The 21,185-nt window shown below is 71.6% G+C and carries 26 protein-coding genes; 13 read left to right on the top strand and 13 right to left on the bottom strand.

What is annotated here, in order from left to right; all coding sequences use genetic code 11:
* Nucleotides 1-6: 6 nt before the first annotated feature.
* Complete coding sequence (locus H295_RS0103165; RefSeq protein WP_020133896.1) at nucleotides 7-819, bottom strand: PaaX family transcriptional regulator C-terminal domain-containing protein; 813 nt, start codon at nucleotides 817-819, stop codon at nucleotides 7-9.
* Nucleotides 820-834: 15 nt separating this feature from the next.
* Nucleotides 835-2,427, bottom strand: a complete 1,593-nt coding sequence (locus H295_RS0103160) for an AMP-binding protein (protein WP_020133895.1) — start codon at nucleotides 2,425-2,427, stop codon at nucleotides 835-837.
* A 164-nt stretch (nucleotides 2,428-2,591) separates the two neighbouring features.
* Here H295_RS0103160 and H295_RS0103155 point away from each other — a divergent pair, with 164 nt between their 5' ends.
* Complete coding sequence (locus H295_RS0103155; protein WP_020133894.1) at nucleotides 2,592-3,836, top strand: acyl-CoA dehydrogenase family protein; 1,245 nt, start codon at nucleotides 2,592-2,594, stop codon at nucleotides 3,834-3,836.
* Nucleotides 3,833-4,231: a RidA family protein gene (locus tag H295_RS0103150; protein ID WP_020133893.1), complete on the top strand. Its 399-nt coding sequence runs from the start codon at nucleotides 3,833-3,835 to the stop codon at nucleotides 4,229-4,231. Before H295_RS0103155 ends, H295_RS0103150 begins: the two co-directional genes overlap by 4 nt.
* A 70-nt stretch (nucleotides 4,232-4,301) precedes the next feature.
* Here H295_RS0103150 and H295_RS0103145 read toward each other — a convergent pair whose 3' ends face one another.
* Nucleotides 4,302-4,496 (bottom strand): DUF5999 family protein, encoded by a 195-nt coding sequence (locus tag H295_RS0103145; RefSeq protein ID WP_020133892.1) that lies wholly within the window; start codon nucleotides 4,494-4,496, stop codon nucleotides 4,302-4,304.
* A 240-nt stretch (nucleotides 4,497-4,736) separates the two neighbouring features.
* On the opposite strand from H295_RS0103145, the gene H295_RS0103140 reads away from it, so the two are divergent.
* Together H295_RS0103140 and H295_RS0103125 are read left to right on the top strand one after the other, a co-directional pair.
* On the top strand, nucleotides 4,737-5,162 hold the full coding sequence (locus H295_RS0103140) for a DUF6299 family protein (RefSeq protein ID WP_020133891.1): 426 nt from the start codon (nucleotides 4,737-4,739) through the stop codon (nucleotides 5,160-5,162).
* A 481-nt stretch (nucleotides 5,163-5,643) separates the two neighbouring features.
* A complete protein-coding gene (locus H295_RS0103125; RefSeq protein WP_020133890.1) occupies nucleotides 5,644-6,345 on the top strand; it encodes a M24 family metallopeptidase in 702 nt (233 codons plus the stop codon).
* A 39-nt stretch (nucleotides 6,346-6,384) separates the two neighbouring features.
* On the opposite strand, the gene H295_RS0103120 is transcribed toward H295_RS0103125, so the two are convergent.
* Entirely contained in the window at nucleotides 6,385-6,780 is a 396-nt protein-coding gene (locus tag H295_RS0103120; protein WP_020133889.1) for a TOBE domain-containing protein, read from the bottom strand.
* A 127-nt stretch (nucleotides 6,781-6,907) separates the two neighbouring features.
* On the opposite strand from H295_RS0103120, the gene H295_RS0103115 reads away from it, so the two are divergent.
* Nucleotides 6,908-7,567: a class I SAM-dependent methyltransferase gene (locus H295_RS0103115; RefSeq protein WP_020133888.1), complete on the top strand. Its 660-nt coding sequence runs from the start codon at nucleotides 6,908-6,910 to the stop codon at nucleotides 7,565-7,567.
* Nucleotides 7,568-7,721: 154 nt separating this feature from the next.
* Nucleotides 7,722-8,270 carry an AMIN-like domain-containing (lipo)protein gene (locus tag H295_RS0103110; protein ID WP_028809002.1) on the top strand — a complete coding sequence of 183 codons (549 nt, stop codon included), beginning with the start codon at nucleotides 7,722-7,724 and terminating at the stop codon, nucleotides 8,268-8,270.
* Between the two features lie 333 nt (nucleotides 8,271-8,603).
* Here the strand turns inward: H295_RS0103110 and H295_RS45180 are convergent, their stop codons facing one another.
* Nucleotides 8,604-9,281, bottom strand: coding sequence for a hypothetical protein (locus H295_RS45180; RefSeq protein ID WP_020133886.1), 678 nt, complete (start codon nucleotides 9,279-9,281; stop codon nucleotides 8,604-8,606).
* An 83-nt stretch (nucleotides 9,282-9,364) separates the two neighbouring features.
* Between H295_RS45180 and H295_RS42690 the strand changes: the two genes are divergently transcribed.
* Nucleotides 9,365-10,372 (top strand): MFS transporter, encoded by a 1,008-nt coding sequence (locus H295_RS42690; protein WP_234021553.1) that lies wholly within the window; start codon nucleotides 9,365-9,367, stop codon nucleotides 10,370-10,372.
* Nucleotides 10,369-10,563: a hypothetical protein gene (locus H295_RS0103095; protein WP_020133885.1), complete on the top strand. Its 195-nt coding sequence runs from the start codon at nucleotides 10,369-10,371 to the stop codon at nucleotides 10,561-10,563. Before H295_RS42690 ends, H295_RS0103095 begins: the two co-directional genes overlap by 4 nt.
* On the opposite strand, the gene H295_RS0103090 is transcribed toward H295_RS0103095, so the two are convergent.
* Together H295_RS0103090 and lgt are read right to left on the bottom strand one after the other, a co-directional pair.
* Complete coding sequence (locus H295_RS0103090; RefSeq protein WP_020133884.1) at nucleotides 10,518-11,354, bottom strand: phosphatase PAP2 family protein; 837 nt, start codon at nucleotides 11,352-11,354, stop codon at nucleotides 10,518-10,520. The genes H295_RS0103095 and H295_RS0103090 overlap by 46 nt on opposite strands.
* Complete coding sequence (lgt, locus tag H295_RS0103085; protein ID WP_020133883.1) at nucleotides 11,351-12,247, bottom strand: prolipoprotein diacylglyceryl transferase; 897 nt, start codon at nucleotides 12,245-12,247, stop codon at nucleotides 11,351-11,353. Before lgt ends, H295_RS0103090 begins: the two co-directional genes overlap by 4 nt.
* Nucleotides 12,248-12,417: 170 nt before the next feature.
* Here lgt and H295_RS0103080 point away from each other — a divergent pair, with 170 nt between their 5' ends.
* Entirely contained in the window at nucleotides 12,418-12,924 is a 507-nt protein-coding gene (locus H295_RS0103080) for a MarR family winged helix-turn-helix transcriptional regulator (RefSeq protein WP_020133882.1), read from the top strand.
* Between the two features lie 356 nt (nucleotides 12,925-13,280).
* On the opposite strand, the gene H295_RS42685 is transcribed toward H295_RS0103080, so the two are convergent.
* Both H295_RS42685 and H295_RS0103070 read right to left on the bottom strand, forming a co-directional pair.
* Nucleotides 13,281-13,694: a hypothetical protein gene (locus H295_RS42685; RefSeq protein WP_020133881.1), complete on the bottom strand. Its 414-nt coding sequence runs from the start codon at nucleotides 13,692-13,694 to the stop codon at nucleotides 13,281-13,283.
* Between the two features lie 486 nt (nucleotides 13,695-14,180).
* Nucleotides 14,181-14,594 carry a DUF302 domain-containing protein gene (locus tag H295_RS0103070; protein WP_020133879.1) on the bottom strand — a complete coding sequence of 138 codons (414 nt, stop codon included), beginning with the start codon at nucleotides 14,592-14,594 and terminating at the stop codon, nucleotides 14,181-14,183.
* 176 nt (nucleotides 14,595-14,770) lie between these two features.
* Here H295_RS0103070 and H295_RS0103065 point away from each other — a divergent pair, with 176 nt between their 5' ends.
* From H295_RS0103065 to H295_RS0103055, 3 genes are all read left to right on the top strand, one after another.
* On the top strand, nucleotides 14,771-16,129 hold the full coding sequence (locus H295_RS0103065; protein WP_020133878.1) for an MBL fold metallo-hydrolase: 1,359 nt from the start codon (nucleotides 14,771-14,773) through the stop codon (nucleotides 16,127-16,129).
* A gap of 84 nt (nucleotides 16,130-16,213) precedes the next feature.
* Complete coding sequence (locus H295_RS0103060) at nucleotides 16,214-16,594, top strand: rhodanese-like domain-containing protein (protein ID WP_020133877.1); 381 nt, start codon at nucleotides 16,214-16,216, stop codon at nucleotides 16,592-16,594.
* Entirely contained in the window at nucleotides 16,591-17,337 is a 747-nt protein-coding gene (locus H295_RS0103055) for a sulfite exporter TauE/SafE family protein (RefSeq protein WP_020133876.1), read from the top strand. The genes H295_RS0103060 and H295_RS0103055 overlap by 4 nt, the downstream gene beginning before the upstream one ends.
* An 18-nt stretch (nucleotides 17,338-17,355) precedes the next feature.
* On the opposite strand, the gene H295_RS0103050 is transcribed toward H295_RS0103055, so the two are convergent.
* Nucleotides 17,356-17,643, bottom strand: a complete 288-nt coding sequence (locus H295_RS0103050; protein ID WP_020133875.1) for a metal-sensitive transcriptional regulator — start codon at nucleotides 17,641-17,643, stop codon at nucleotides 17,356-17,358.
* An 81-nt stretch (nucleotides 17,644-17,724) separates the two neighbouring features.
* Here H295_RS0103050 and H295_RS0103045 point away from each other — a divergent pair, with 81 nt between their 5' ends.
* Entirely contained in the window at nucleotides 17,725-18,312 is a 588-nt protein-coding gene (locus H295_RS0103045; protein WP_020133874.1) for a rhodanese-like domain-containing protein, read from the top strand.
* 47 nt (nucleotides 18,313-18,359) lie between these two features.
* Here H295_RS0103045 and trxA read toward each other — a convergent pair whose 3' ends face one another.
* Genes trxA through H295_RS0103030 form a run of 3 tightly spaced genes read right to left on the bottom strand, consistent with a single transcriptional unit; the run spans nucleotide 18,360 to nucleotide 20,915 of the window.
* The gene (gene trxA / locus H295_RS0103040) at nucleotides 18,360-18,731 is read right to left on the bottom strand and encodes a thioredoxin (protein WP_020133873.1); all 372 of its coding nucleotides are present in this window, start codon (nucleotides 18,729-18,731) and stop codon (nucleotides 18,360-18,362) included.
* A 40-nt stretch (nucleotides 18,732-18,771) separates the two neighbouring features.
* A complete protein-coding gene (locus H295_RS0103035; protein ID WP_020133872.1) occupies nucleotides 18,772-20,466 on the bottom strand; it encodes an aminotransferase class V-fold PLP-dependent enzyme in 1,695 nt (564 codons plus the stop codon).
* The gene (locus H295_RS0103030; protein ID WP_020133871.1) at nucleotides 20,463-20,915 is read right to left on the bottom strand and encodes an OsmC family protein; all 453 of its coding nucleotides are present in this window, start codon (nucleotides 20,913-20,915) and stop codon (nucleotides 20,463-20,465) included. The genes H295_RS0103035 and H295_RS0103030 overlap by 4 nt, the downstream gene beginning before the upstream one ends.
* Nucleotides 20,916-21,185 lie beyond the last annotated feature (270 nt).

Here is a 21,185-nt window from a genome sequence, read left to right as displayed (position 1 = left end):
CAGGGATCACAGGCCCACGAAGGCCGCCCCCGCGTCCCGCAGCCGCTCGTGCAGCCCGCGGAAGACCGCCGCCGCCCGCTCGCCCGGCCAGTCCGCCGGGAGCAGCGGGGCGGGCAGGCCCGGGTCGGCGTAGGGGAGGTGGCGCCAGGAGTCGAGGGCCAGGAGGTAGTCGCGGTAGGCCTCCTCGGGCGGGGTGTCGGCCCGCTCCTCCCAGGCGTGCAGCACCCGCGCGTGGCGGTCCAGGAACGCCTCGTGCTCCTTGGCGATCTCGGCCAGGTCCCACCAGCGGGCGACGGCCTCGACGGTTGCCGCGAAACCGAGGTGCTCGCCGCGGAAGAAGTCGACGTACGGGTCCAGGCGCAGGCGCTGGAGGGTGTGCCGGGCCTCCTCGTACAGCCGGGCCGGGGCGATCCACACTCCGGGGGCCGCCGTGCCGAAGCCGAGTCCGGCCAGGCGGGAGCGCAGCACGTGCCGCTTCTGCCGCTCCGACTCCGGCACCGAGAACACGGCGAGGACCCAGCCCTCGTCCTCGGGGGGCCGTACGGCGTAGATGCGCCGGTCGCCGTCGTCGAGCAGCTGGCGGGCGTCCGGGGAGAGCTCGTAGCCGGCCGCGCCCTGTGCGGTACGGGCCGGAAGCAGCAGCCCGCGCCGCTTGAGCCGGGACACCGAGGACCGTACGGAAGGTGCGTCCACGCCGACCGCGGCGAGCAGCCGGATCAGTTCGGCGACGGGCACAGGGCCTGGGACGAAGCGGCCGTAGGCGCCGTAGAGCGTGACGATGAGAGACCGTGGTGCATGCTGGTCGGACACGTTGATCATCTTAGGTCGTGTGGATCACTGCTGGTCACCATCGGTGCGCAGCCGGAACCGCTGGAGTTTCCCGGTCGCCGTGCGCGGCAGCGCGTCCATGAAGACGATCTCGCGCGGACATTTGTAGGGCGCCAGTTCGGCCTTGACGAACGTGCGCAGCGCGTCGGCGTCCCGCTCCGCGCCCTCCTTGAGGACGACGTATGCCACGACCACCTGACCGCGGGCCTCGTCGGGCCGCCCCACCACGGCCGCCTCCACCACGTCCACATGCCGCAGGAGCGCGTCCTCGACCTCCGGTCCCGCGATGTTGTACCCGGCCGAGATGATCATGTCGTCCGCGCGGGCCACATAGCGGAAGTACCCATCGTTCTCCCGGATGTATGTGTCCCCGGTGATGTTCCAGCCGTCCCGCACGTACTCGCGCTGCCGTGGATCGGCGAGGTAGCGACAGCCCACGGGACCGCGCACGGCGAGCAGCCCGGGCTCCCCGTCCGGCCGCTCCCGGCCCGTCTCGTCGACCACGCGCGCCTGCCAGCCGGGCACGGGCACCCCGGTCGTCCCGGGCCGGATGTGCTCGTCGGCCGCGGAGATGAAGATGTGCAGCAGTTCGGTGGCGCCGATGCCGTTGACGATCTCCAGCCCGGTCCGTTCCCGCCAGGCCCGCCAGGTGGCCGCCGGCAGGTTCTCGCCCGCGGAGACACAGCGACGCAGGGACGAGACGTCGTACGCGTCCAGCTCGTCCAGCATCGCGCGGTAGGCGGTCGGGGCGGTGAAGAGCACGGAGACCCGGTGCTCGGCGACGGCCGGCAACAGCTGCTTGGGGCCCGCCTGTTCCAGCAGGAGGGAGCTGGCGCCGGCGCGCATCGGGAAGATCACCAGGCCGCCGAGCCCGAAGGTGAAACCGAGCGGAGGACTGCCGGCGAAGACATCGTCCACATGGGGGCGCAGCACATGCTTGGAGAAGGTGTCGGCTATCGCGAGCACATCCCGGTGGAAGTGCATACAGCCCTTGGGTCGTCCGGTGGTCCCCGAGGTGAAGGCGATCAGCGCCACGTCGTCGGCCGCGGTCTCCACGGGGCTGAACGGTGTCCCGGGCGCCTCGCGGTTCAGGAGGTCGTCGGGGGCGTCGCCGCCGTACGTCGTGATCCTGAGGCCCGGTATCTCGGCCTTGGCGAGGTCGTCAACGGCGCGTATGTCGCACAGGGCGTGCCCTATGCGGGCGATCTCGCACATCGTGGCCAGCTCGTGCGGCCGCTGCTGGGCCAGCACGGTCACGGCGATCGCACCCGCCTTCAGGACCGCCAGCCAGCAGGCCGCGAGCCAGGGCGTGGTCGGGCCGCGCAGCAGGACGCGGTTGCCGGGGACGACCCCGAGGTCCCCGGTGAGCAGGTGTGCGAGCCGGTCCACACGGGCGCGCAGTGTGCCGTACGTCCAGGTGGGGCCGGAGGGGGTGTGGAAGACGGGGCGGTCGTCGGGCTGGCCCGTCAGCAGTTCGGCGGCGCAGTTCAGCCGAACGGGGTAACGCAGCTCCGGCAGGTCGAAGCGGAGCTCCGGCCACTGGTCGGGGGGCGGCAGATGGTCGCGCGCGAAGGTGTCGACGTGGGCCGAGACGTTCATGGCGGGTCGCCCCCTGCCTTGTGGGCTGCGTGGCCGAGTGGGCCGCGGTGGGCTCTGCTGTGTGGGCGTCGGTGATGGCGCGCACAAGGAGCGTATCGTGTTGGTGACGACAGTCAACGGCGCGCGATACTGTCGTAGGGCCCTGTCGAGAGAGGGGACCGGCAATGCCCGCATTCTCGCTCGAACCGTCACAGACCGCCCGCTGCGCGGAGCTGCGCGCCCTCGCCGAGGAGCGGCTGCGCCCGCTCGCGGAGAAGGGCGAGCCCGGCCGGGTGAACCGGCCGCTGGTCGCGGAACTGGGCCGGCTGGGCCTGCTGGAGCGCCTGTTCACCTCCGGCGCCCTCGATCTGTGCCTCATGCGCGAGTCCCTCGCGTACGCCTGCACCGAGGCGGAGACGGCTCTCGCCCTTCAGGGCTTGGGCGCCCACCCCGTCCACGCCCACGGCACCCCGGCCCAGCGCGAACGCTGGTTGCCGGCGGTGAGCGAGGGCAGCGCGGTGGCGGCGTTCGCCTTGAGCGAGCCGGGCGCGGGGTCGGACGCGGCGGCGTTGGGGTTGCGGGCTGAGGGGCAGCCGGCCTGGCAGGGTGCGCCGGGGTCTGGGTCCAGGCCGGGGCCGGGGGCAGGGCGGGAGCCGGACTCGGCGGTCGGGGCGCCGGCTCGGCCGGTCGCCGTTCCCGACGGGGGCTCCCGGTGGCGGCTCACCGGTGAGAAGTGCTGGATATCCAACGCCCCCGAGGCCGACTTCTACACCGTCTTCGCCCGGACCACGCCCGGTGCCGGTGCCCGGGGCGTGACCGCCTTCCTGGTGCCCGCCGACCGGCAGGGGCTCACCGGTACGGCCCTCGACATGCTCTCCCCGCACCCCATCGGCGCCCTCGCCTTCGACGCCGTACCGGTGAGCGCCGACGACGTGCTGGGCGAGGTCGACCGGGGTTTCCGGGTCGCGATGGGCACGCTCAACCTCTTCCGGCCCAGCGTCGGCGCCTTCGCGGTCGGCATGGCACAGGCGGCACTGGACGCGACCCTCGCACACACCGCCCGACGGGACGCTTTCGGCGGCAAGTTGAGGGACCTGCAGAGCGTCGCCCACACGGTCGCCGAGATGGCCCTGCGTACGGACGCGGCCCGTCTGATGGTGTACGCGGCGGCGACGGCGTACGACGAAGGCGCCCCGGACGTGCCGAAGCGGGCGGCGATGGCGAAGCTGCTGGCGACCGAGACCGCGCAGTACGTCGTGGACACCGCGGTCCAACTGCACGGCGCCCGCGCCCTCCAGCGCGGTCATCTGCTGGAGCACCTGTACCGGGAGGTACGCGCCCCGCGCATCTACGAGGGGGCGAGCGAGGTCCAACGGGGCATCATCGCGAAGGAGTTGTACGCGTCGTACCCGAACCTGGAGGCCGTGTGAGCGCCGAGCGCATCAACCCGCCCGAGCTGTCCCCGCCCACCGGCTTCTCGCACGCGGTCGTGGCCACCGGGTCGAGGGTGGTCTTCCTCGCGGGGCAGACGGCCCTGAACGCCGACGGCAAGGTGGTGGGGGAGACCCTGCCCGAGCAGTTCGAGCGGGCGCTCGCGAATCTGCTGACCGCGCTGAGGGCGGCGGGCGGAACCCCGGCGGACCTCGCCCGTGTCACCGTGTACGCCACCGACATCGCCGACTACCGGGCGCACGTCCGTGAACTGGGCCGCATCTGGCGTGAGTCGGCGGGCCGGGACTACCCGGCCATGGCGGTCGTGGAGGTCGTACGGCTCTGGGACGACCAGGCGGCCGTGGAGCTCGACGGGTTCGCGGTACTGCCGTAGCGTCGCGGGGCCGTCCGGAGATCCGCGCGGCTGGGGCCGTCCGGAGATCCGCGCGGCTCGGGGAACCGGATCAGGCGGCGACGGTCAGGAGGTCGACCTGTACCCGGTGCGGGGCGACGACGCGGCCGTCGGGCAGCAGCTCGCCGGTGTCGTCGAAGACGATCGCCCCGTTGCACAGCAGGTTCCAGCCCTGCTCGGGGTGGGCGGCGACGACGTGCGGGACGGTGCTGTCGGACGCAGGGCACGAGGACCGGTGAGAGCACATGGCGTACCTCCGCATTGGTGGGACCGCCCCTATGGGGTCCGTATCCGTATGTGTAGACCATGCTCCCGCCGCGAACTCACCGGAACGGCCCGACGTGAAGCGTGACAACATGCGGACAACTCTCGGACCGTTCCACGACGCTCGATGCGGACTCGCCACCGAAGGAGTGACGATCACGATGGTCGGGGTGTGTTCCCGGTAGCAGTGGAGGACCGTTCCACTCGACCGGGAGGTATCCCCATGTCCGTCCGTCCCGCCCTCGCCGCCGCCGGTGCCGCGCTGTTCCTGCTCGCGGCCCCCGCCCTGCCCGCGCACGCCGACCCGTACGAGACCGTCACCGTCGACCCCGTGGGCCGTATCGCCGCGGACGGCACCGTCACGCTCTCCGGCACCTACCGCTGCACCGGCGGCACGGGCCCCGTGTTCGTCAGCTCCTCCGTGGGGCAGCGCTCCCCGTCGGTCCGGCAGGGCATCGGCGGCACCCGCGCGGTGTGCGACGGTGTCGAGCACGTCTGGGAGAACACGGGCAAGCCCACGCCGGGTTCCCTCGAACCGGGCGAGGCCCACGTGGAGGCCACCGTCATGGAGCTGAGCCCCCAGGGCGGCCTGCCGATGCCGCGCTTCCACGCGACCGGGCAGCAGGACATCACCCTGACGAAGAGCTGAGCGCGGCCGGGCTCGGCGATGGGGGGGCGGCCCGGCCTCGACAGTCTGAGCCGGCCGGCCGCACTCACCGCACGAGTGCGATCTCCGGAGGCCACAGCACACCGTCGGCCAACAGCAGTGCGGGGCCCAGGTGTTGAGGACACACGACCAGCGGGGGCCGGGCATGGCAGGAGATCTCGAAACGGGCCCGGGCCCCGCATTCCTCCCCGTCCCGCGGCCCGGAGTGCCGACTGGCGCACCGCAGCACGGGCGTGGCGTCCGCGGCGGTCACGAGGCACCCGCCGGTATGTCCGAGGCACGTCCGGGGTCAGCCGTGGTCATGGTCTCCTCCTCCGGACAGACGGCCGGACAGACGGCCGGACAGACGGCCGTTCTCGGGCCGGCCCGTACCGGTCCTGCCCACCCGGCCCGCCTTCACGTTAGGAACGCGCGGCCGGGACTGCCTCACCGGGGCGGCCGTCCGGGTGATTATGGTCGTCCCATGGCGGACCCCACGGCGGATGACGAACCCACACGCGCGGCCAGGCTGCTGGACGCCCAGGCGAAGGCCGAGCGGCTCTTCGCGGAGATCGAGGCGCGCGGGCTGATCGCGCCGGGTGCGGGGGAGCGGGAGGTCAGCGACCGGGTCCGGGACCTGGCGAACGAGCTGTTCGGCACCACCCGGCACTGGCACAAGCGGGTCGTGCGATCGGGACCGAACACGCTCGAGCCGTACCGGGAGAACCCGCCGGACCGGGTGATCGGCGCGGACGACATCGTCTTCGCCGACTTCGGCCCCATCTTCGAGGAGTACGAGGCCGACTTCGGCCGCACCTTCGTGCTCGGCGACGACCCGGACAAGCACCGCCTCCGCGCCGACCTCCCGCGGATCTTCGCCGCGGGCCGGAGCTTCTTCGAGGCCGACCCGGACATCACCGGCGCGCGGCTGTACGCCGAGGTGCAGCGGCTGGCCGCCAAGTCCGGCTGGGAGCTGGGCGGTTGGCACGCCGGGCACCTGGTCGGTGAGTTCCCGCACGAGTGGATCGACGGCGCCGACGTGGAGTCGTACATCGCCCCCGCCAACGACACCCCGTTGCGCCGCACGGACAAGGCGGGACGCCGTTGCCACTGGATCCTGGAGATCCATCTCATCGACGCCGAGCGGGAGTTCGGCGGCTTCCACGAGGAACTGCTCACGCTCTGAGCTCGCTGCGACCCCGCTGCGACCCCGCTCCGGCCCAGCTCAGGCGCGGTCGATGTGCACGTTCGTGGACTTCACGCGGGCGGTCGCCTCCACGCCGACCTCCAGGCCGAGTTCCTCCACGGCCTCCCGCGTCAGCAGGGACACCAACCGGTGCGGGCCGGCCTGGATCTCGACCTGCGCCGCGACGTCGCCGAGCTTCACCGCGGTGACGATGCCGGGGAAGGCGTTGCGGACGGAGGTGTGGGAGATCTCCTCGTCGCCGCCGTCGCCCTTGGCGAGCTCCACGGAGAAGGCGGCCAGGTCCTTCCCGTCGATGAGACGGCGCCCGCCCTCGTCCCGGTGCGTGGGAACCCGCCCGGCGTCCGCCCACCGCCGCGCGGTGTCGGGACTCACGCCGAGCAGCCGTGCGGCCTGGCCGATCGTGTAGGACTGCATAGCCGCCAAGATAGGCGATTCACGGCGACGAGCCGCGCGTGAGCCGGATCCCGGGGGCACCGGGAAGGTTTTGCCGGAACCGCAACACCGCTGGCCCGACCGGGACCTCAGGGCTGACGGTGGACCCATGACTCGCGACAACGCAGGAACGACGACCGCCGACGGATACGCCGGAGACCCCGCGGTGCGGGCGGAGTGGGACGACCGCTACGCCGACCGGGCACAGCTGTGGAGCGGCCGGCCCAACGGCGCCCTCGTGGCCGAGGTCGCCGGGCTCACGCCGGGGCGGGTGCTCGACGTCGGCTGCGGCGAGGGCGCCGATGCCGTCTGGCTCGCGCGCGGCGGCTGGGACGTGACCGCGCTGGAGGTCTCGGGCGTGGCGCTGGACCGGGCGGCGGAGCACGCGCGCGACGCCGGCGTCACCGTGCGCTGGGTGCACGCCGAACTGACGGAGGCGGCACTCCCGCCCGGCTCCTTCGACCTGGTCTCCGCGCAGTACCCGGCCCTGCCACGCACCCCCGACGCCGCGAACGAGCGGGCGCTGCTCGCGGCGGTCGCCCCTGGTGGCGTGCTGCTGCTCGTCCATCACGCGGGGATGGACACCCGGCACCCCCACGACAGCGAGTTCGACCCGGCCGCGTACGTCTGGCCGGCCATGGTCGCCGCCCTGCTCGACGACGACTGGGAGCTGGAGGTGGACGAGCAGCGCCCCCGGCCGGCCCCTGAGGGCGGAGCCGGCGCACACCACACCGACGACGTGGTACTGCGGGCCCGCCGACTGCGCTGACGACCCCCTGACATTCGAGAGGAATGTCCGAAACTGGGCCCTTGCCGCCTCCAACCGTTGCGCCACCCCCTTTGTCTGACATGGCACAGATCTGCGGTAGATCCGCAGTGCACACAAACACAAGTGCACACAAACACAAAGGGGATGCTCACCGATGAAAGCTTGGGCAACCGTGCTGGCAGCACTGACGCTGGTTCTGACGGGGGCGGGCACCACGTCGGCCGTCGCTGCCGCGCCACAGGCCGAGACCTGCCAGACGGGATGGGGAAGCCTCACGAAGGCCGCCCCCGGGTCGTTGGCGACGGCCGGTTCCCTGACGGATGTCAGGACCGGCGAGCACGCCTGCTACGACCGGATGGTGTTCGACATCCCGGGCATGACGACGGCCGACCCGGCCGGGTACTGGGTCCAGTACGTCCCCGGCTTCAACCACCCCCCGTCCCAGACCGGCATCCCGGTCGCGGGAGGGGCGATCATCGAGATCGAGTTCACCGCGCCGGTCGACGACTCGCGCTATCACGTCAGGCTCGCCGATCCGCTGCCGGGCCTCGACTTCCGCGGCTACCGGACCTTCCGGGACGCGAAGTTCGGAGGCCGCTACGACGGAGGAAACCACATCGGACTCGGCGTCCGCGCCAAGCTGCCGTTCCGGGTGACGGTGCTGCCCGACCGCCTGGTGGTGGACGTGGCACACACCTGGTAGCCGGGCGCCCGTCAACCTCCGCTCAAGTGCGGTCGGATGTCCCGGAAGAGACCAGCCAGCGCCGTGACCTGCGGTGTCTGGCCGCCGCAGGTCGTTGACCTGCATGAATGTCCTTTCGGTTGTTTCACGCTCGTGCTGTCTGATGCGGCCGGAAGTCCCAGGAAAGTCCCAGAGGATTCCCACGGGCAGGAGCCACTCTTTTGCCGGTGAGGAGCATCCTGCAGCATGGGTGCCGGGGGATCGGCGGTCGGCTTATGCATTGCGTGATCGAGGGTCGTTAAGGATCAATCGGGGCGGCGGGGAAGCGCTCGTGGAGGTCACCGAGGATGGCCGCTACTTCCTCGACACGGTGATCGTCGTGAGGAGCCGACGTCGGCTGAAGGAGGCAACCATGAGACATCCGCCGGGCCTGCTGGGCGCGAGCGTAGTTCCGTGTCCTATGCCGATCGGCCCGTCGCTCGCGCGCGACGAGCCAAGGCGACCGAGTTGGTTGAGCGGCTGCTTGCCGAGGGGCGTGTCCGTGTCGCCGTTGAGGACGAGGTCGATGAGTGGCGGAAGGCCGTTGATTATGCGAAGCGGCACGGAGTGGAACCTCCCGGCAGACGTATCCAGAAGGTTGGCCTTGGGGCAGGTGGGTGGGAGCTGTACCTCGAAGAGGGACCACATCCCAACTCGCGGAGCCGGAAGCCGCCGGGCGGCGCCTCGGTGGTTCCGGTTCCCACGCGGCTGACTTCTCTTCATCCGGTCGTGGCCGAGCTCAGAGACGCGGGGGAACGGCTCGTGATGCCTCCTGCGCTTCGGCGCCGGGCACTTCTGCTCCTGCAGGCGCTGGCAGCCGAGGCGGTGCGGCGAGAGTACGGCGTACAGGAAGGCCGGACGTACTACTCGCCGAGAGAGGGCGGTGTGAGCTTGGTCGTCGACGGCTTCGCCGGCAGCGTCACCGTCAAGCAGGAGTTCCCGCAGTCCACCAACCCAGAGCGTGCCGCACGCCTCGTCGTAGAGCTTGATCACGGCCGCACCAGTCGTCCCGGCCGCTGGCGCGATCGGAAGAGCGGGACGTTGGAAGATTCCCTGCGAGTGCGCCGCGGGAGCGGATGCGCAGTGCACTCGGCGTGCAGGCCGCGGCGCAGGCTCTCGGGCTGGCACTGGGCCCGACGGTGGGCGGGGCGCTGGTGTCGACCCTGGGCTGGCGCTGGGTCTTCGGGGTGAACGTACCGGTCGGGCTGATCGCGCTGGTCGGCGGGCACTATCTGCTGCCGCGCACCCGGGCCCGCACGAAGGCGGCACGGTTCGACTGGGCCGGGCTCGCCCTGCTGGTGGTGGCGACAGCGAGTGCGCTGCTGGGCGTGTCGGCGGCCTCTGGGCTGGCGGTGTCCGGGTGGGGCGTGGTCCTGCTCTTCGTCGTGTCGGTCGTGGCGGGATGGGGGTTCGTGCGGCGGCAGCGGCGGACGGCCGCGCCGCTGCTGGACCTGGACCTGCTGCGGGTGCGTGCTGTCGCGTCCGGGCTGGTCGGCGCCCTGAGCGGCTATCTGGTGTTGTTCGGCCCGCTGGTGCTGGTCCCTGTGGTTCTGACTGCCCGGGGATCCTCCGAGCTGACCGCGGGTGCGGTGCTGACCGCGTTGCCCGCCGGATTCGCGCTGGCCGCGACTGGCGGAGACCGTCTGCTGCCACGCGCCCTGAGCGACCGCGGGCGGTGCCTGTCGGGAACCGCCGTGCTCACCCTTGCCACCGTCGCCCTGCTCTTCGTTCCGCTGACCGTCGCCTGGCTCGTACCGGTGCTGGCACTCACCGGCCTGGGGCTGGGAACCTTCACGCCGGCCAACAACACCATGATCATGGGGGCGATTCCCGCCCGCTCCTCCGGGACGGGGGGCGGTCTGGTCAACATGACCCGCGGGTCTGGGCACCGCACTGGGTGTCGCCCTGGTCGCTCTCGCCCTGCACCTTGTTGCCGGGGGCGGAATCCAGGCGGGTGCCCGGTGGGCTGCCGCCGTGCTGGTTGCCGCCTCTGCCGGCGCGGTTGCCTCGGCCTGGCTGGGCCCCCGCGGGGGCAGAAGTGCGGTGCAGGAGACGTGATGAGCTGCCGAGGACTGTTCTGGTGATCCCGAGCGCCGGCGCGTGGGTGCGCGATGCCTGGATGGCGGGCCTGGACGTGACGGCCACGGGTGTTTCGTTGGCGGGCGCGGTGGTGTTGCAGGTGCGCTGGCTGGCTGGGCTGGCCGGGGTGTGGGCGGTACTGGCGCTGCGTCAGGGCTGGCTGGCGGTCAGGGCGTTCCGCCATGGCGCGGGGTAGGCGGGGCGGCCGGTGAGCAGCCGCTGGATCAGGAAGCCGGCCGCGAGGGTGACGACGCCGGCGGCCGCGTCGGCCACGAAGTGGTTGGCGGTGGCCAGGATGACGGTGAAGGTCGCGACCGGGTAGCAGGCGCCCAGCACGCGTACCCAGGTTCTACGGGCCAGGAAGGCCAGGGTCAGGCCGGACCAGGTGGACCACACGATGTGCACCGAGGGCATGGCGGCGTACTGGTTGGACAGCGACGCCACGTCGCCGGAGGCCCAGGAGCCCCAGGTGTGGTGGACGACCACCGTGTCGATGAACCCCTGCCCGGCCAGGAAGCGGGGCGGGGCGGTGGCGCAGAACGCGAAGCCGATCAGCGCGAGGAGGGTGGCGGTGTACAGGGCGGTGCGCACCGAGCGGTAGCGGTCGGGGCGGCGGATGTACAGCCACACGAGCACGCCGATGGTGACGATGAAGTGCAGCGTGGCGTAGTAGTAGTTCATCCCCACGATCAGCCAGCCGATCCGGTCGGCCGCGTGGTTGACGGTGAGTTCGATGTCCACGTGCAGGAGCCGTTCGGCGTGCCAGATGGCATGCGCGCGGTGCAGGGCGGCGGCGCGGTGGGCGGGGACGGCGTTGCGGGTGAGAGTGTAGGCCCAGTAGAGCAGGCTGGTGCAGACCAGCTCTGCCCACAGCCGGGGCCGGTGCAGGGGGCGCAACCTGACGGGCAGCAGCGGGCCGAGGCGGCGGATCCGGGACGTGGGGGCGGCTGTGCCTTGGGAGGCTTCGGTGTCGGGAGCCGCCGTCACGTCCCCTCCCGGTCGGACGCGCCGGCCGGAACCGATGCCCCTGCTTCCTCTTTGTTTTCGTTCTCCCCGCCGGGATACGGGGCGCCGTCGCCGCTGCGGGGGCGGCGGCCGGCGATCAGGTAGACGAGCGCGACGGTGAACAGGATCAGGGAGACGTAGTCGTTCAGGCGCAGGCCCAGGAAGTGGTTGGCGTGGTCGATGCGCAGGGCCTCGATCCACGCCCGGCCGGTGGTGTAGGCCAGCACGTAGCAGGCGAACAGCCGTCCGCGGCGCAGGCGTTGGTGGTGGCGGGCGTCCAGCCAGAGCAGCAGCGCCATGACGCCGAGGTCCCACAGGCACTCGTACAGGAAGGTCGGGTGGTACAGGGCGACGGTGGGGCTGTCCGCGGGACGGTGGGCCGGGTCGATGTACAGCGCCCAGGGCAGGTGGGTGGGGCGGCCGTACAGTTCCTGGTTGAAGTAGTTGCCCCAGCGGCCGATCGCCTGGGCCAGCACCAGGCCCGGTGCGACGGCGTCGGCGAAGTCGGACAGCTTGATGCCCCGGCGGCGGCAGCCGAGCCAGGCGCCGACCGCGCCGAGGGCCACCGCGCCGGGGATGCCCAGGCCGCCGTCCCAGATGAACAGGGCGTGTAGGGGCTGCTTGCCGGCGGCGAAGTACAGCTCGGGGTCGGTGATCACGTGGTACAGGCGGCCGCCGAGGATGCCGAAGGGCACCGCCCAGATGGCGATGTCGGCGATGTCCTCCCGCCGCCCGCCCCGGGCCTCCCAGCGGCGGCCGGTCAGCCATACGGCGGTGAAGACGCCGGCCAGGATGCACAGCGCGTATGCGCGGATCGGCAGTGGCCCGAGGTGCCACACTCCCTGGGAGGGACTGGGGAGGTATGCCAGCTTCAAGGGCTCGACCGTTCCTTGCATGTGCGGAACCCGGCCGTGGGCCGGGGTGGATGCACCCGACAATATATCGGACACCGAACCTTTTGGCGGAGTGCTCGGCAGGGCTGACCGGGCGTGCGGCCCGCAGACGGCCGGACCCTATCCATGTGCGGCCCGGCTACCCTGGCCGCATGTCTGCGCAGCCCCGCTCCGAGGCCCCCCTGCCGAGCCCCACCGGCGAGGCGCCGGACGCCCGTCTGCTCACGGAGGCCGTCACCCGGCTGCGCCGCGCGCTGCGCTCCTCGATCCGGACCGACTACCCGTGGGAGACGCTTCCCATGGCGCAGGTCGAGCTGCTGCAGGTTCTCGGTGAGCACTCCCCGGCCCGGGTCAGCGACCTCGCCGCCCGTCGGCGTCTGGCCCCCAGCACGGTCAGTGGACTGATCGGCCAGATGATCACCGCGGGGCTGGTCGCACGTGATGTCGACGCGACCGACCGCCGGGCCTCCGTCGTCACCCTCACCGACGCCGGCCGCGAGAAGCTGGCAGCCTGGACCACCGCCCATGAACGCCGCATCGACACGGCCCTCGCCGCTCTCGACGGCGGCTCCCGGGCCGCCATCACGAATGCGCTGCCGGCCCTGTTCCAGCTGGCCGAACAGCTCGGCGCTTCGGCCGAAGGCGGCGCGGAAGCGTGATGGCCAGGGGCCAGGTCCGTGGGTGCCCCTGCTGGTCAGCGGCCTTGCCCGGCTCGCGGTCACCTGCGTTGCAGGAAGGCGAGAGCGTCCTGGGTGGGTGCGCCACCAGTGACACACGTTCCAGTGGTGGCCCGTGACACCGGCGTCGTCGAACGTCACGACAGCGATGACCGGACCGCTCCACGTCGGTGGCTGGTCGCCGGGCGGGAACCAGGGTGGTCAGGTCTTTGCGGACCGGCAGGCTGCGGCCACTGCTGACGACCGCGTGACACATCCGGCCCACCTGGGCCACCTGACAACGTACGGAGCCACGCTGGACGAACGGGCGGGGCGAGCCCGTTGCCGTTGTCACCCGCTCACCGGGACCCGCCTTGTCGGTCCTTGGCCCACCACAGGAAAGCGGCGGCGTGCTGCTGGTTGGCGAAGCCCTCGCCGACGAGTGCGTGCAGGAGGTCGTTGCTGCACAGGATGAGTCGGCCGAGGGTCCAGTTCACGGACTCGGGTGCCGGCAGCTCCAGCCCGTAGACCAGCCGCGCGATCTCGCGCTTGCCGCCTGCCTCCGTCGTGTACTTGAGGATCGACAGGAAGCGATCGGGCTGCACCACGCAGAGAACCCTTGTGAGCAGGGCTTCCTTGAACCCGGTCATGGCGAACGGCTTCGAGCCCGTCAGCAGGTGCTGGAGCCGGTCCGCGAGCGGTATGTCGTCGGGCCCGTACAGCAGGTATTCGATGGTCCGGCGGGTCGACTCGCCGGCCGCCGTGTCACCCATGGCGTTCCAGGCGGAGTTGAAGGTGGCCTGGTTACCGGGATGGGCTCCGATGTCGGAGTTGGCGAAATCCTTGAGGGCCCTGGGGTCGCAGGTCCGCAGTCCCTCCGGAGAGAAGATCTGCTGGTACTTCGCCCAGTAGGCCGCGACCTCGGGTTCGAAGTCGGGTTTGGTGGCGAGGTACTGCGCCTTCCGGACCGCGGCAGGCGCGCACGCTCGCCCGGTCCTGGGCGGAACCTCTGCGCGCGGCAGTGGAGACTGCGCGGGTTAGATACCCCGGTAGTGCGCGGTGAACGAGCTCGACGCACGGCTTCATGAGAACGGAAACGGATCGATCACGACGCTCGCCGATGCGTGTGCATGCGGCTCACTGGGCATGGGTGGGGGCGCATGCCATTGAATGCGGCGCACGGCTGTGCACCGATGCGCCGCACCGCACTCAGGACCCTTTCCATTCGCCGTACGGTCGGCGTCGGGCCGGTCGCCTGTTCAGCCTTCCGTCTCGCCTGCGACGAGGGCGGCGAGCGCGGCGTCGAGGCGACGGGTGGCCTCCTCGGCGACGGGGCGCAGGGCGTCGAGTTCGGTGAGGGCGACCATCGTGCCCGGGTCGAGAGCCTGTACGGCGGTGCGGTCGCCGTCGCGGCGGACGACGACGTTGCAGGGCAGCAGCAGCCCGATGCTGCGGTCGGTCTCCAGGGCGCGGTGGGCGAGGGGTGGGTTGCAGGCCCCGAGGATGACGTAGTCCTCCATGTCTTCTGCGGAGCGGCCGAGCTTGGCCTTGAGGGTGGCGGTGACATCGATCTCGGTGAGGATGCCGAAGCCCTGGGCGGCGAGGGCGTCGCGGGTGCGGGCGACGGCGGTGGCGAAGTCGGCATCGAGGCGGACGGTGCGGTCGTAGCGCATGGGTGTGGGCCCTTCCTGGTGGCACGGATCGGGCGGGACGGATGTCCGGTCGTGTGCGAGGTACTCGTAAGGCGTTTCCTGGGCTTTCCCTGCCCTTGGAAATACCCCCGGGGGTACTTGTGCTACCTTCGCAAGCATACCCCCTGGGGTAATTCTTCACTGGAAGGGAGTGCCTCGTGTTCTTCGTCGACACGATCGAGGTGTCGGGTCTCGGCAACCGCAGCTATCTCGCGGGCGGCGAGCGGACGGCGGTGGCGGTGGATCCGCCGCGAGACGTCGACCAGGTGATCGCGGCGGCCGTCCGGCGCGGGGTGCGGATTTCGCACGTCGTCGAGACGCACGTCCACAACGACTACGTCACCGGGGGCCTCGAGCTCGCCCGGCTCACGGGTGCCGCCTACCTGGTTCCCGCGGGGGCGCGGGTGTCGTTCGAGCGGACGCCCGTGCGCGACGGTGACGTCACGGCCCTCGACGACGGCCTGACCCTGCGGGCGCTGGCGACGCCCGGTCACACCCCGCACCACACTTCGTACGTGCTGGAGGAGAACGGCACGGCAGTGGCGGTCTTCACCGGCGGCTCCCTGCTCATCGGCACTGTCGGCCGCCCCGACCTGGTCGAGCCTCGGCTGACCGAGCGGTTGGCCCGCGCCCAGCACGCCTCCGCACGCCGCCTGGCCGCCGACCTGCCCGACGAGACCGTCGTGCTGCCCACCCATGGCTTCGGCAGCTTCTGCTCGTCCGCCCAGGCCGAAGGCAGCGACACGACCATCGGCAAGGAGAAGGTGGCCAACGAGGCCCTCACCCGGGACGTGGACACCTTCGTCGCCGACCTGCTGGCCGGCCTGGACGACATCCCCGCCTACTACACGCACATGGGCCCGGCCAACGCCGCCGGACCCGCGCCCGTCGACCTCACCCCGCCCGCCGTGGCCGACGCCGAGGAGATCGCCGCCCGGCTGGCCGCGGGGGAGTGGGTGGTGGACCTGCGCAACCGCGTCGCGTTCGCCACCGGGCATGTCGCGGGATCCTTCAACTTCGAGGCCGAGGGGCAGCTTGCCACCTATCTCGCCTGGCTGATCCCGTGGGGCAAGCCGGTCACGCTGCTCGCCGAGTCGCCCGGGCAACTCGCTGCCGCGCAGCGCGAATTGGTGCGCGTGGGGATCGACCGCCCGGCCGCCGCGGCCACCGGCGGGCCGGCCGACTGGGTGCGCGAGGGCGAGGCGCCGGCCGCCTTCCGGCGGGCCACGTTCGCCGGTCTCGCCGAGCGGCCCCGGGACGGTGTGGCCGTCCTCGACGTGCGCCGCGCGTCGGAACGGGCCGACGGGTACATCGAGGGCTCGGTCCACATTCCGATCCACACCCTGCACCGCCGCCTGGGCGAGGTTCCCGACGGCGAGGTCTGGGTGCACTGCGCGGGCGGCATGCGCGCCGCGATCGCCGCCTCCCTGCTCGACGCCGTCGGCCGGGACGTGGTTGCCGTGGACGACTCCTTCGACGGGGCCGAGAAGGCGGGACTGGTCGTCCGGACCGCATGACGGCGCAGGGATCGGCCGACCATCCGCACCGGCACACGAAGCGACCATCCGCACCGACACACGAAACAGGAGCGAGAAACCGAGATGAGCATCTTCCGACGGGCCGGGGGTGGCCCGGGGCGCGTGAGCGTGCAGCAGGCGGCCGTGCGCACCGGTCATGCCGGCAGTGGTGGTGACGCCGTACTGCTCGACGTGCGCGAGCCCTACGAGTGGCAGGCCGGGCACGCGCCGCGCGCCGTGCACCTGTCCCTGTCGGCTTTGTCCGCCGGCGCGGGACTGCCCTCGGAAGCGCAGGCGCGGCCCCTGATCGTGATCTGCCGCTCCGGCAACCGCTCACGGCAGGCCGCGGAACTGCTCGTCGCCCGCGGTGCGCAGGCTGTGGACGTGATCGGCGGCATGCGGGACTGGGTCGGCGCGGGGCTGCCGGTGGTCGACGCGCGCGGTGGAAACGGCACGACAGCGTGAGCGCTCTCATACTCGCCCTGGCCGCCGGGGCGGTCATCGGCCTGGCGCTCGGCGCGCTCGGGGGCGGCGGCAGTGTTCTTGCCGTCCCCGCCCTGATCTACCTGCTCGGCTTCAGTCCGGTCGGGGCGACGACCGCGAGTCTGGTCATCGTCACGCTCACCTCGGTCACCGCGCTGGTCGCGCACGCGCGGGACGGGAACGTGCGGTGGCGTACGGGGCTGCTTTTCGCTGCGGCCGGGATCGGTCCGGCGATGCTGGGCGGCGCGCTGTCCGCGCGTATCCCGGAGGCCGTACTGACGGCGGCCTTCGCCCTGGTCGCGGGAGCGGCCGCGCTGCGCATGCTGCGCTCCAGGACGGCCATGGAGGGCACTGTGCCGGCGCGGCCGGGGCGGGCCGCGGCCGCCGGTGCCGGGCTCGGCGCGGTCACCGGTGTCCTCGGCGTAGGCGGCGGCTTCCTCGCCGTACCGGCGCTGGTGAGCGTGCTCGGCATGCGGATGCGCAACGCGGTGGGCACCAGCCTGCTGGTCATCACCGTCAACTCGCTGGCCGCGCTGGCGACCCGGGCCGGAACGGTCGAGGGGCTGGACTGGGCGGTCGTCGGACCGTTCATCGGGGCCGCCATCCTCGGCGCGTGGGACGGCAAACGGCTGTCGGTGAAGGTCTCCGCGCCCACGCTGCAGCGGATCTTCGCCCTGGTGCTGCTGGCCGTGGCCGCGCTCATGCTGATCGACGCGGTCGTGTGAGGCGGCCACCGCGCATGGTCACGCCAGGGACAGGAACAGCTTCTCCAGCCGGGCGCGCATCGCCTCCGGGTCCTCGCCGTTCTTCCGTCCGGATTCCATGTCGGTCACACACTGCTGCAGGCCCGTCGCGATGATCGCGAAACCGGCCCGGTCCAGCGCACGGGAGGCGGCGGCGAGCTGTGTGACGACGTCCTCGCAGTCGCGTCCTTCCTCGATCATCCGGATCACCCCGGAGATCTGACCCTGCGCCCGGCGCAGCCTGTTCAGCACGGACTTCAGTTCCGCACCCGCGAGTTCCAGTTCCACGATCACTCCTCGAAAAATACCCCTAGGGGTACTGTACGTCCCGGTTCGGGACGGCGTCGACCATTAAGGATCACACCTGTCATGACCAGCCTTCCGACCCCCGTCACCCTCGGTGCCGAGCAGGCCCGTACCCGGCTCGACGAACTCACCGTCATCGACGTGCGCACGCCCGCCGAGTACGCCTCCGGCCACCTCCTCGGCGCCCTGAACATCCCCCTCGACCACATCCGGCGGGCCCTGCCGGAGATACGCCACGCCGCCGGGCGCGGGGACGTCCTCGTCGTGTGCGCATCCGGTGCCCGCTCCGAGAACGCCTGCAGACTCCTTGTCGAACAGGGCATCGCCGCGGCGACCCTCGCGGGCGGCATCGGCGCCTGGGCCGCAGACGGCCACGACCTGCACCGGCCCACCGCCCGCGAAGCACGGGCCGGCTGGAGCATGGAACGCCAGGTCCGGTTCACCGCCGGCGCTCTGGTGCTCCTCGGCCTGGTCCTCGGCCTGCTCGTGCACCCCGCCCTCCTGCTGATCTCGGCCGGCGTCGCGGGCGGCCTGGTCTTCTCCGCCCTCACCAACACCTGCGGCATGGCGGCCGCGCTCGGCAAGCTGCCGCACAACCGGCCCCGCGCGGCCGACCTCGACGACACGCTGGCCGCACTTCGCACCCGCTGAACTCCACGGGCCGCGGCCACTGCGGACGCTCCGCGGGCGCCTCGTTGTCAGCCGGCTCCGCCGGAGCCTGTGGCGGCCTTCCGGCGTACGTCCTCCATGTCGACGGCGCGGATCTTGGTGATGAGTTCCTCCAGGGCTTGCGGCGGCAGTGCGCCGGGCTGTGAGTACAGCACGGTCCGGTCGCGGACGGCCATCAGGGTGGGGATGGAGGAGATGCGGAAGGCGCCCGCGAGTTCGGGCTGCGCTTCGGTGTCGACCTTGCCGAAGACGATGTCGGGGTGGCGCGCGGCCGCCTTCTCGTAGACGGGGCCGAACATGCGGCACGGTCCGCACCAGGCGGCCCAGAAGTCGATGAGCACGATCTCCGAACCGGTGACGGTCTCCTCGAAGTTGTCCTTGGTCAGTTCCTTGGTTGGCATGCTTCCGGTCTCCTCTCGTATACCCGGTGGGGTATCCGTTTCAACCGGTGCCGGTCCGGGTTTGTTCCAGGCAGACGGGCGGCAGCGGGAACCAGCGCATGCGCTCGAAGTCGGCCGGCAGCCCGGTGGGGCCGTCGTCAGGACAGGCAAGGCGGGAAGCGAATACCTCGCGGGCGCGGTCCAGTTGACCGGCCAGCGCGTCCTCGCCCAGTCGGCGATGGCGGACGGCCGGGGTGGTGACGCCTTCGCCGGAGGTGAAGCGCACGTCCGTCAGCCGCAGCGGAGGATCGACGGCGCCGGCCTGGTGGTGCCACTGTCCGGTGTGCGGGTCGAATCGGTAGTCGGGCAGGAGTCGGTGGCCGAGGCGGGCGATCAGCTCGACGGCGTCGATGAGGTAGTCGCGGACGGTGCCGCTGATGAAGTAGTTGAAGTTGATGCGGGTCCAGCCGGGTTTGATGCCGTCGCAGCCGTGGACGACCTCGTCCAGCAGGGCGTGGGAGGTGGCCGCGTCGATGCCGAGCAGGCGGTGGCCGTAGGGGCCTGCGCAGGAGCAGCCGCCGCGGGCCTGGATGCCGAACAGGTCGTTGAGCAGGGCCACGACGTAGTTGTGGTGCAGGTAGGCGTGCTCGCCGTGGCGGATGCGGAAGGAGACGATGGACAGGCGGCGGGCGTGGTGGTTGCCGAGGACCTCGATGCCGGGATTGCGCTCCCAGGCCGCGAGGGCGCGCCGCCAGTGGCGCTCCTCGGCGGCCTGGATGGTGTCGGTGCCGACCGCCTGCTTGAGCGCGAAGACCAGCCCGGCACGGACGGACTCGACGATGGCGGGCGTGCCGCCTTCCTCCCGGGCCACCGGGTCGTCGAGATAGCGGTGGCCGTGCGGGTCGACGAAGGCGACCGTGCCGCCGCCGGGCGCGGTGGGCACCGGATTGCGCACCAGTTCACGGCGTACGACGAGCACGCCGGGGGTCTGCGGGCCACCGACGAACTTGTGCGGGGACAGGAACAGCGCGTCCTTGTGGTCCCCGGCGCCCGGAGTGCTCGGGCCCATCTGGATCGGGATGTACGGGGCGGCGGCCGCGTAGTCCCAGAACGACAGGGCGCCGTACGCGTGCAGCAGGCGCGCGATGCGGTCGGTGTCGGTGAGGATGCCGGTGACGTTCGACGCGGCGGAGAAGCTGCCGATCAGCAGCGGGCGGCCGGTGTGCCGCCGTAGCCCCGTCTCCAACTGTGCGAGGTCGATGTGGCCGTCCGCGTCCTCGTCGATCACCACGACGTCCGCGACGGACTCGCGCCAGGGCAGTTCGTTGGAATGGTGCTCGTAGGGGCCCACGAACACCACCGGCCGCTCGTCCGGCGGCGGCTGGTCCGGGCGGCGCAGCGCCAGGATGCCGACCAGTTTGTTGACCGCAGCAGTGGCCCCCGAGCCACAGAAGATCACCAGGTCGTCCTCGGTGCCTCCGACAGCGTCGCGGATGATCCGGCGGGCGTCCTCGCGCAGCCGGGTGGTCTGCAGACCGGTGCTGGAACTCTCCGTGTGGGTGTTGCCGTAGCGCGGCAGCACCTGTTTGCGCACGAAGTCCTCGACGAAGTCGAGGGAGCGGCCGGAGGCGGTGTAGTCGGCGTAGACGATCCGCTTCGGGCCGTAGGGGCCGTCCAGCACCTCGTCGTCCCCGATGAGGCCGGCCCGGACGCGCTCCAGCAGCGCCGACGAGGCCGGCGCCAGGGACGTGCTCATGGCTCCAACTCGATGTCGATCTCGGGCGGCTGGTGCAGCGTGTTGTGCACCGTGCAGCGCGAGGCCACGGCCAGCAGGGCCGCCCGGCGCTGCTCCGGGAGATCCGACGGTGGCACGACCACGACGCGCAGGGAAGCGACGCGGGCGGGGCGGTCGGTGGCCATGGTGAACTCCGTACGGACCCGCAGTCCTGCCTGACCGAGGCCGTGCCGGTGGAGGAAACGGCCCGCGTAGAAGGCGACACAGGTGGCCAGGGAGGCGGCGAACAACTCGGTGGGAGTGGGTGCGGTGTCCGTACCGCCGGCCTCGATGGGCTGGTCGACCCGCAGGCGGTGCCCGCGGATGTCCACGGTGTAGGCGTCTCGCTCGACGTGGGTGACCTCGAAACTGTGCACGTCCGCGTTCTGTGGCCGGTTCGTGCCGAGGATCTGCTGCGTGCTGCCGGTCATGGCCGGGCCCTTCTCGCTGGTGCCGACTGCTGCCGGAATCCATTCGATCGCGGAAGGTGCGGCGGATCGAGAGGCCGGCGGGGTGCGACAGGGGCCGTTCGGCCCTCGTGCGTGCTGCCGTTGCGATATACCCTGCTGGGTATTTTACCAGTGTGTTTGCGGCGGGCAAGTGGGGTGTGGGGGCAAAGGGGCCGGGTGAAGGCATACCCCGGTGGGTACTCGGGACGGGACCAGCGGCCCATGTCCTGCTCTGATCTGCCGCACAACAGT

It is taken from the genome of Streptomyces sp. 351MFTsu5.1, from assembly GCF_000383655.1.
Classification (GTDB): Bacteria; Actinomycetota; Actinomycetes; order Streptomycetales; family Streptomycetaceae; genus Streptomyces; species Streptomyces griseorubiginosus.
This window is presented reverse-complemented; position numbering and strand designations above follow the sequence as displayed.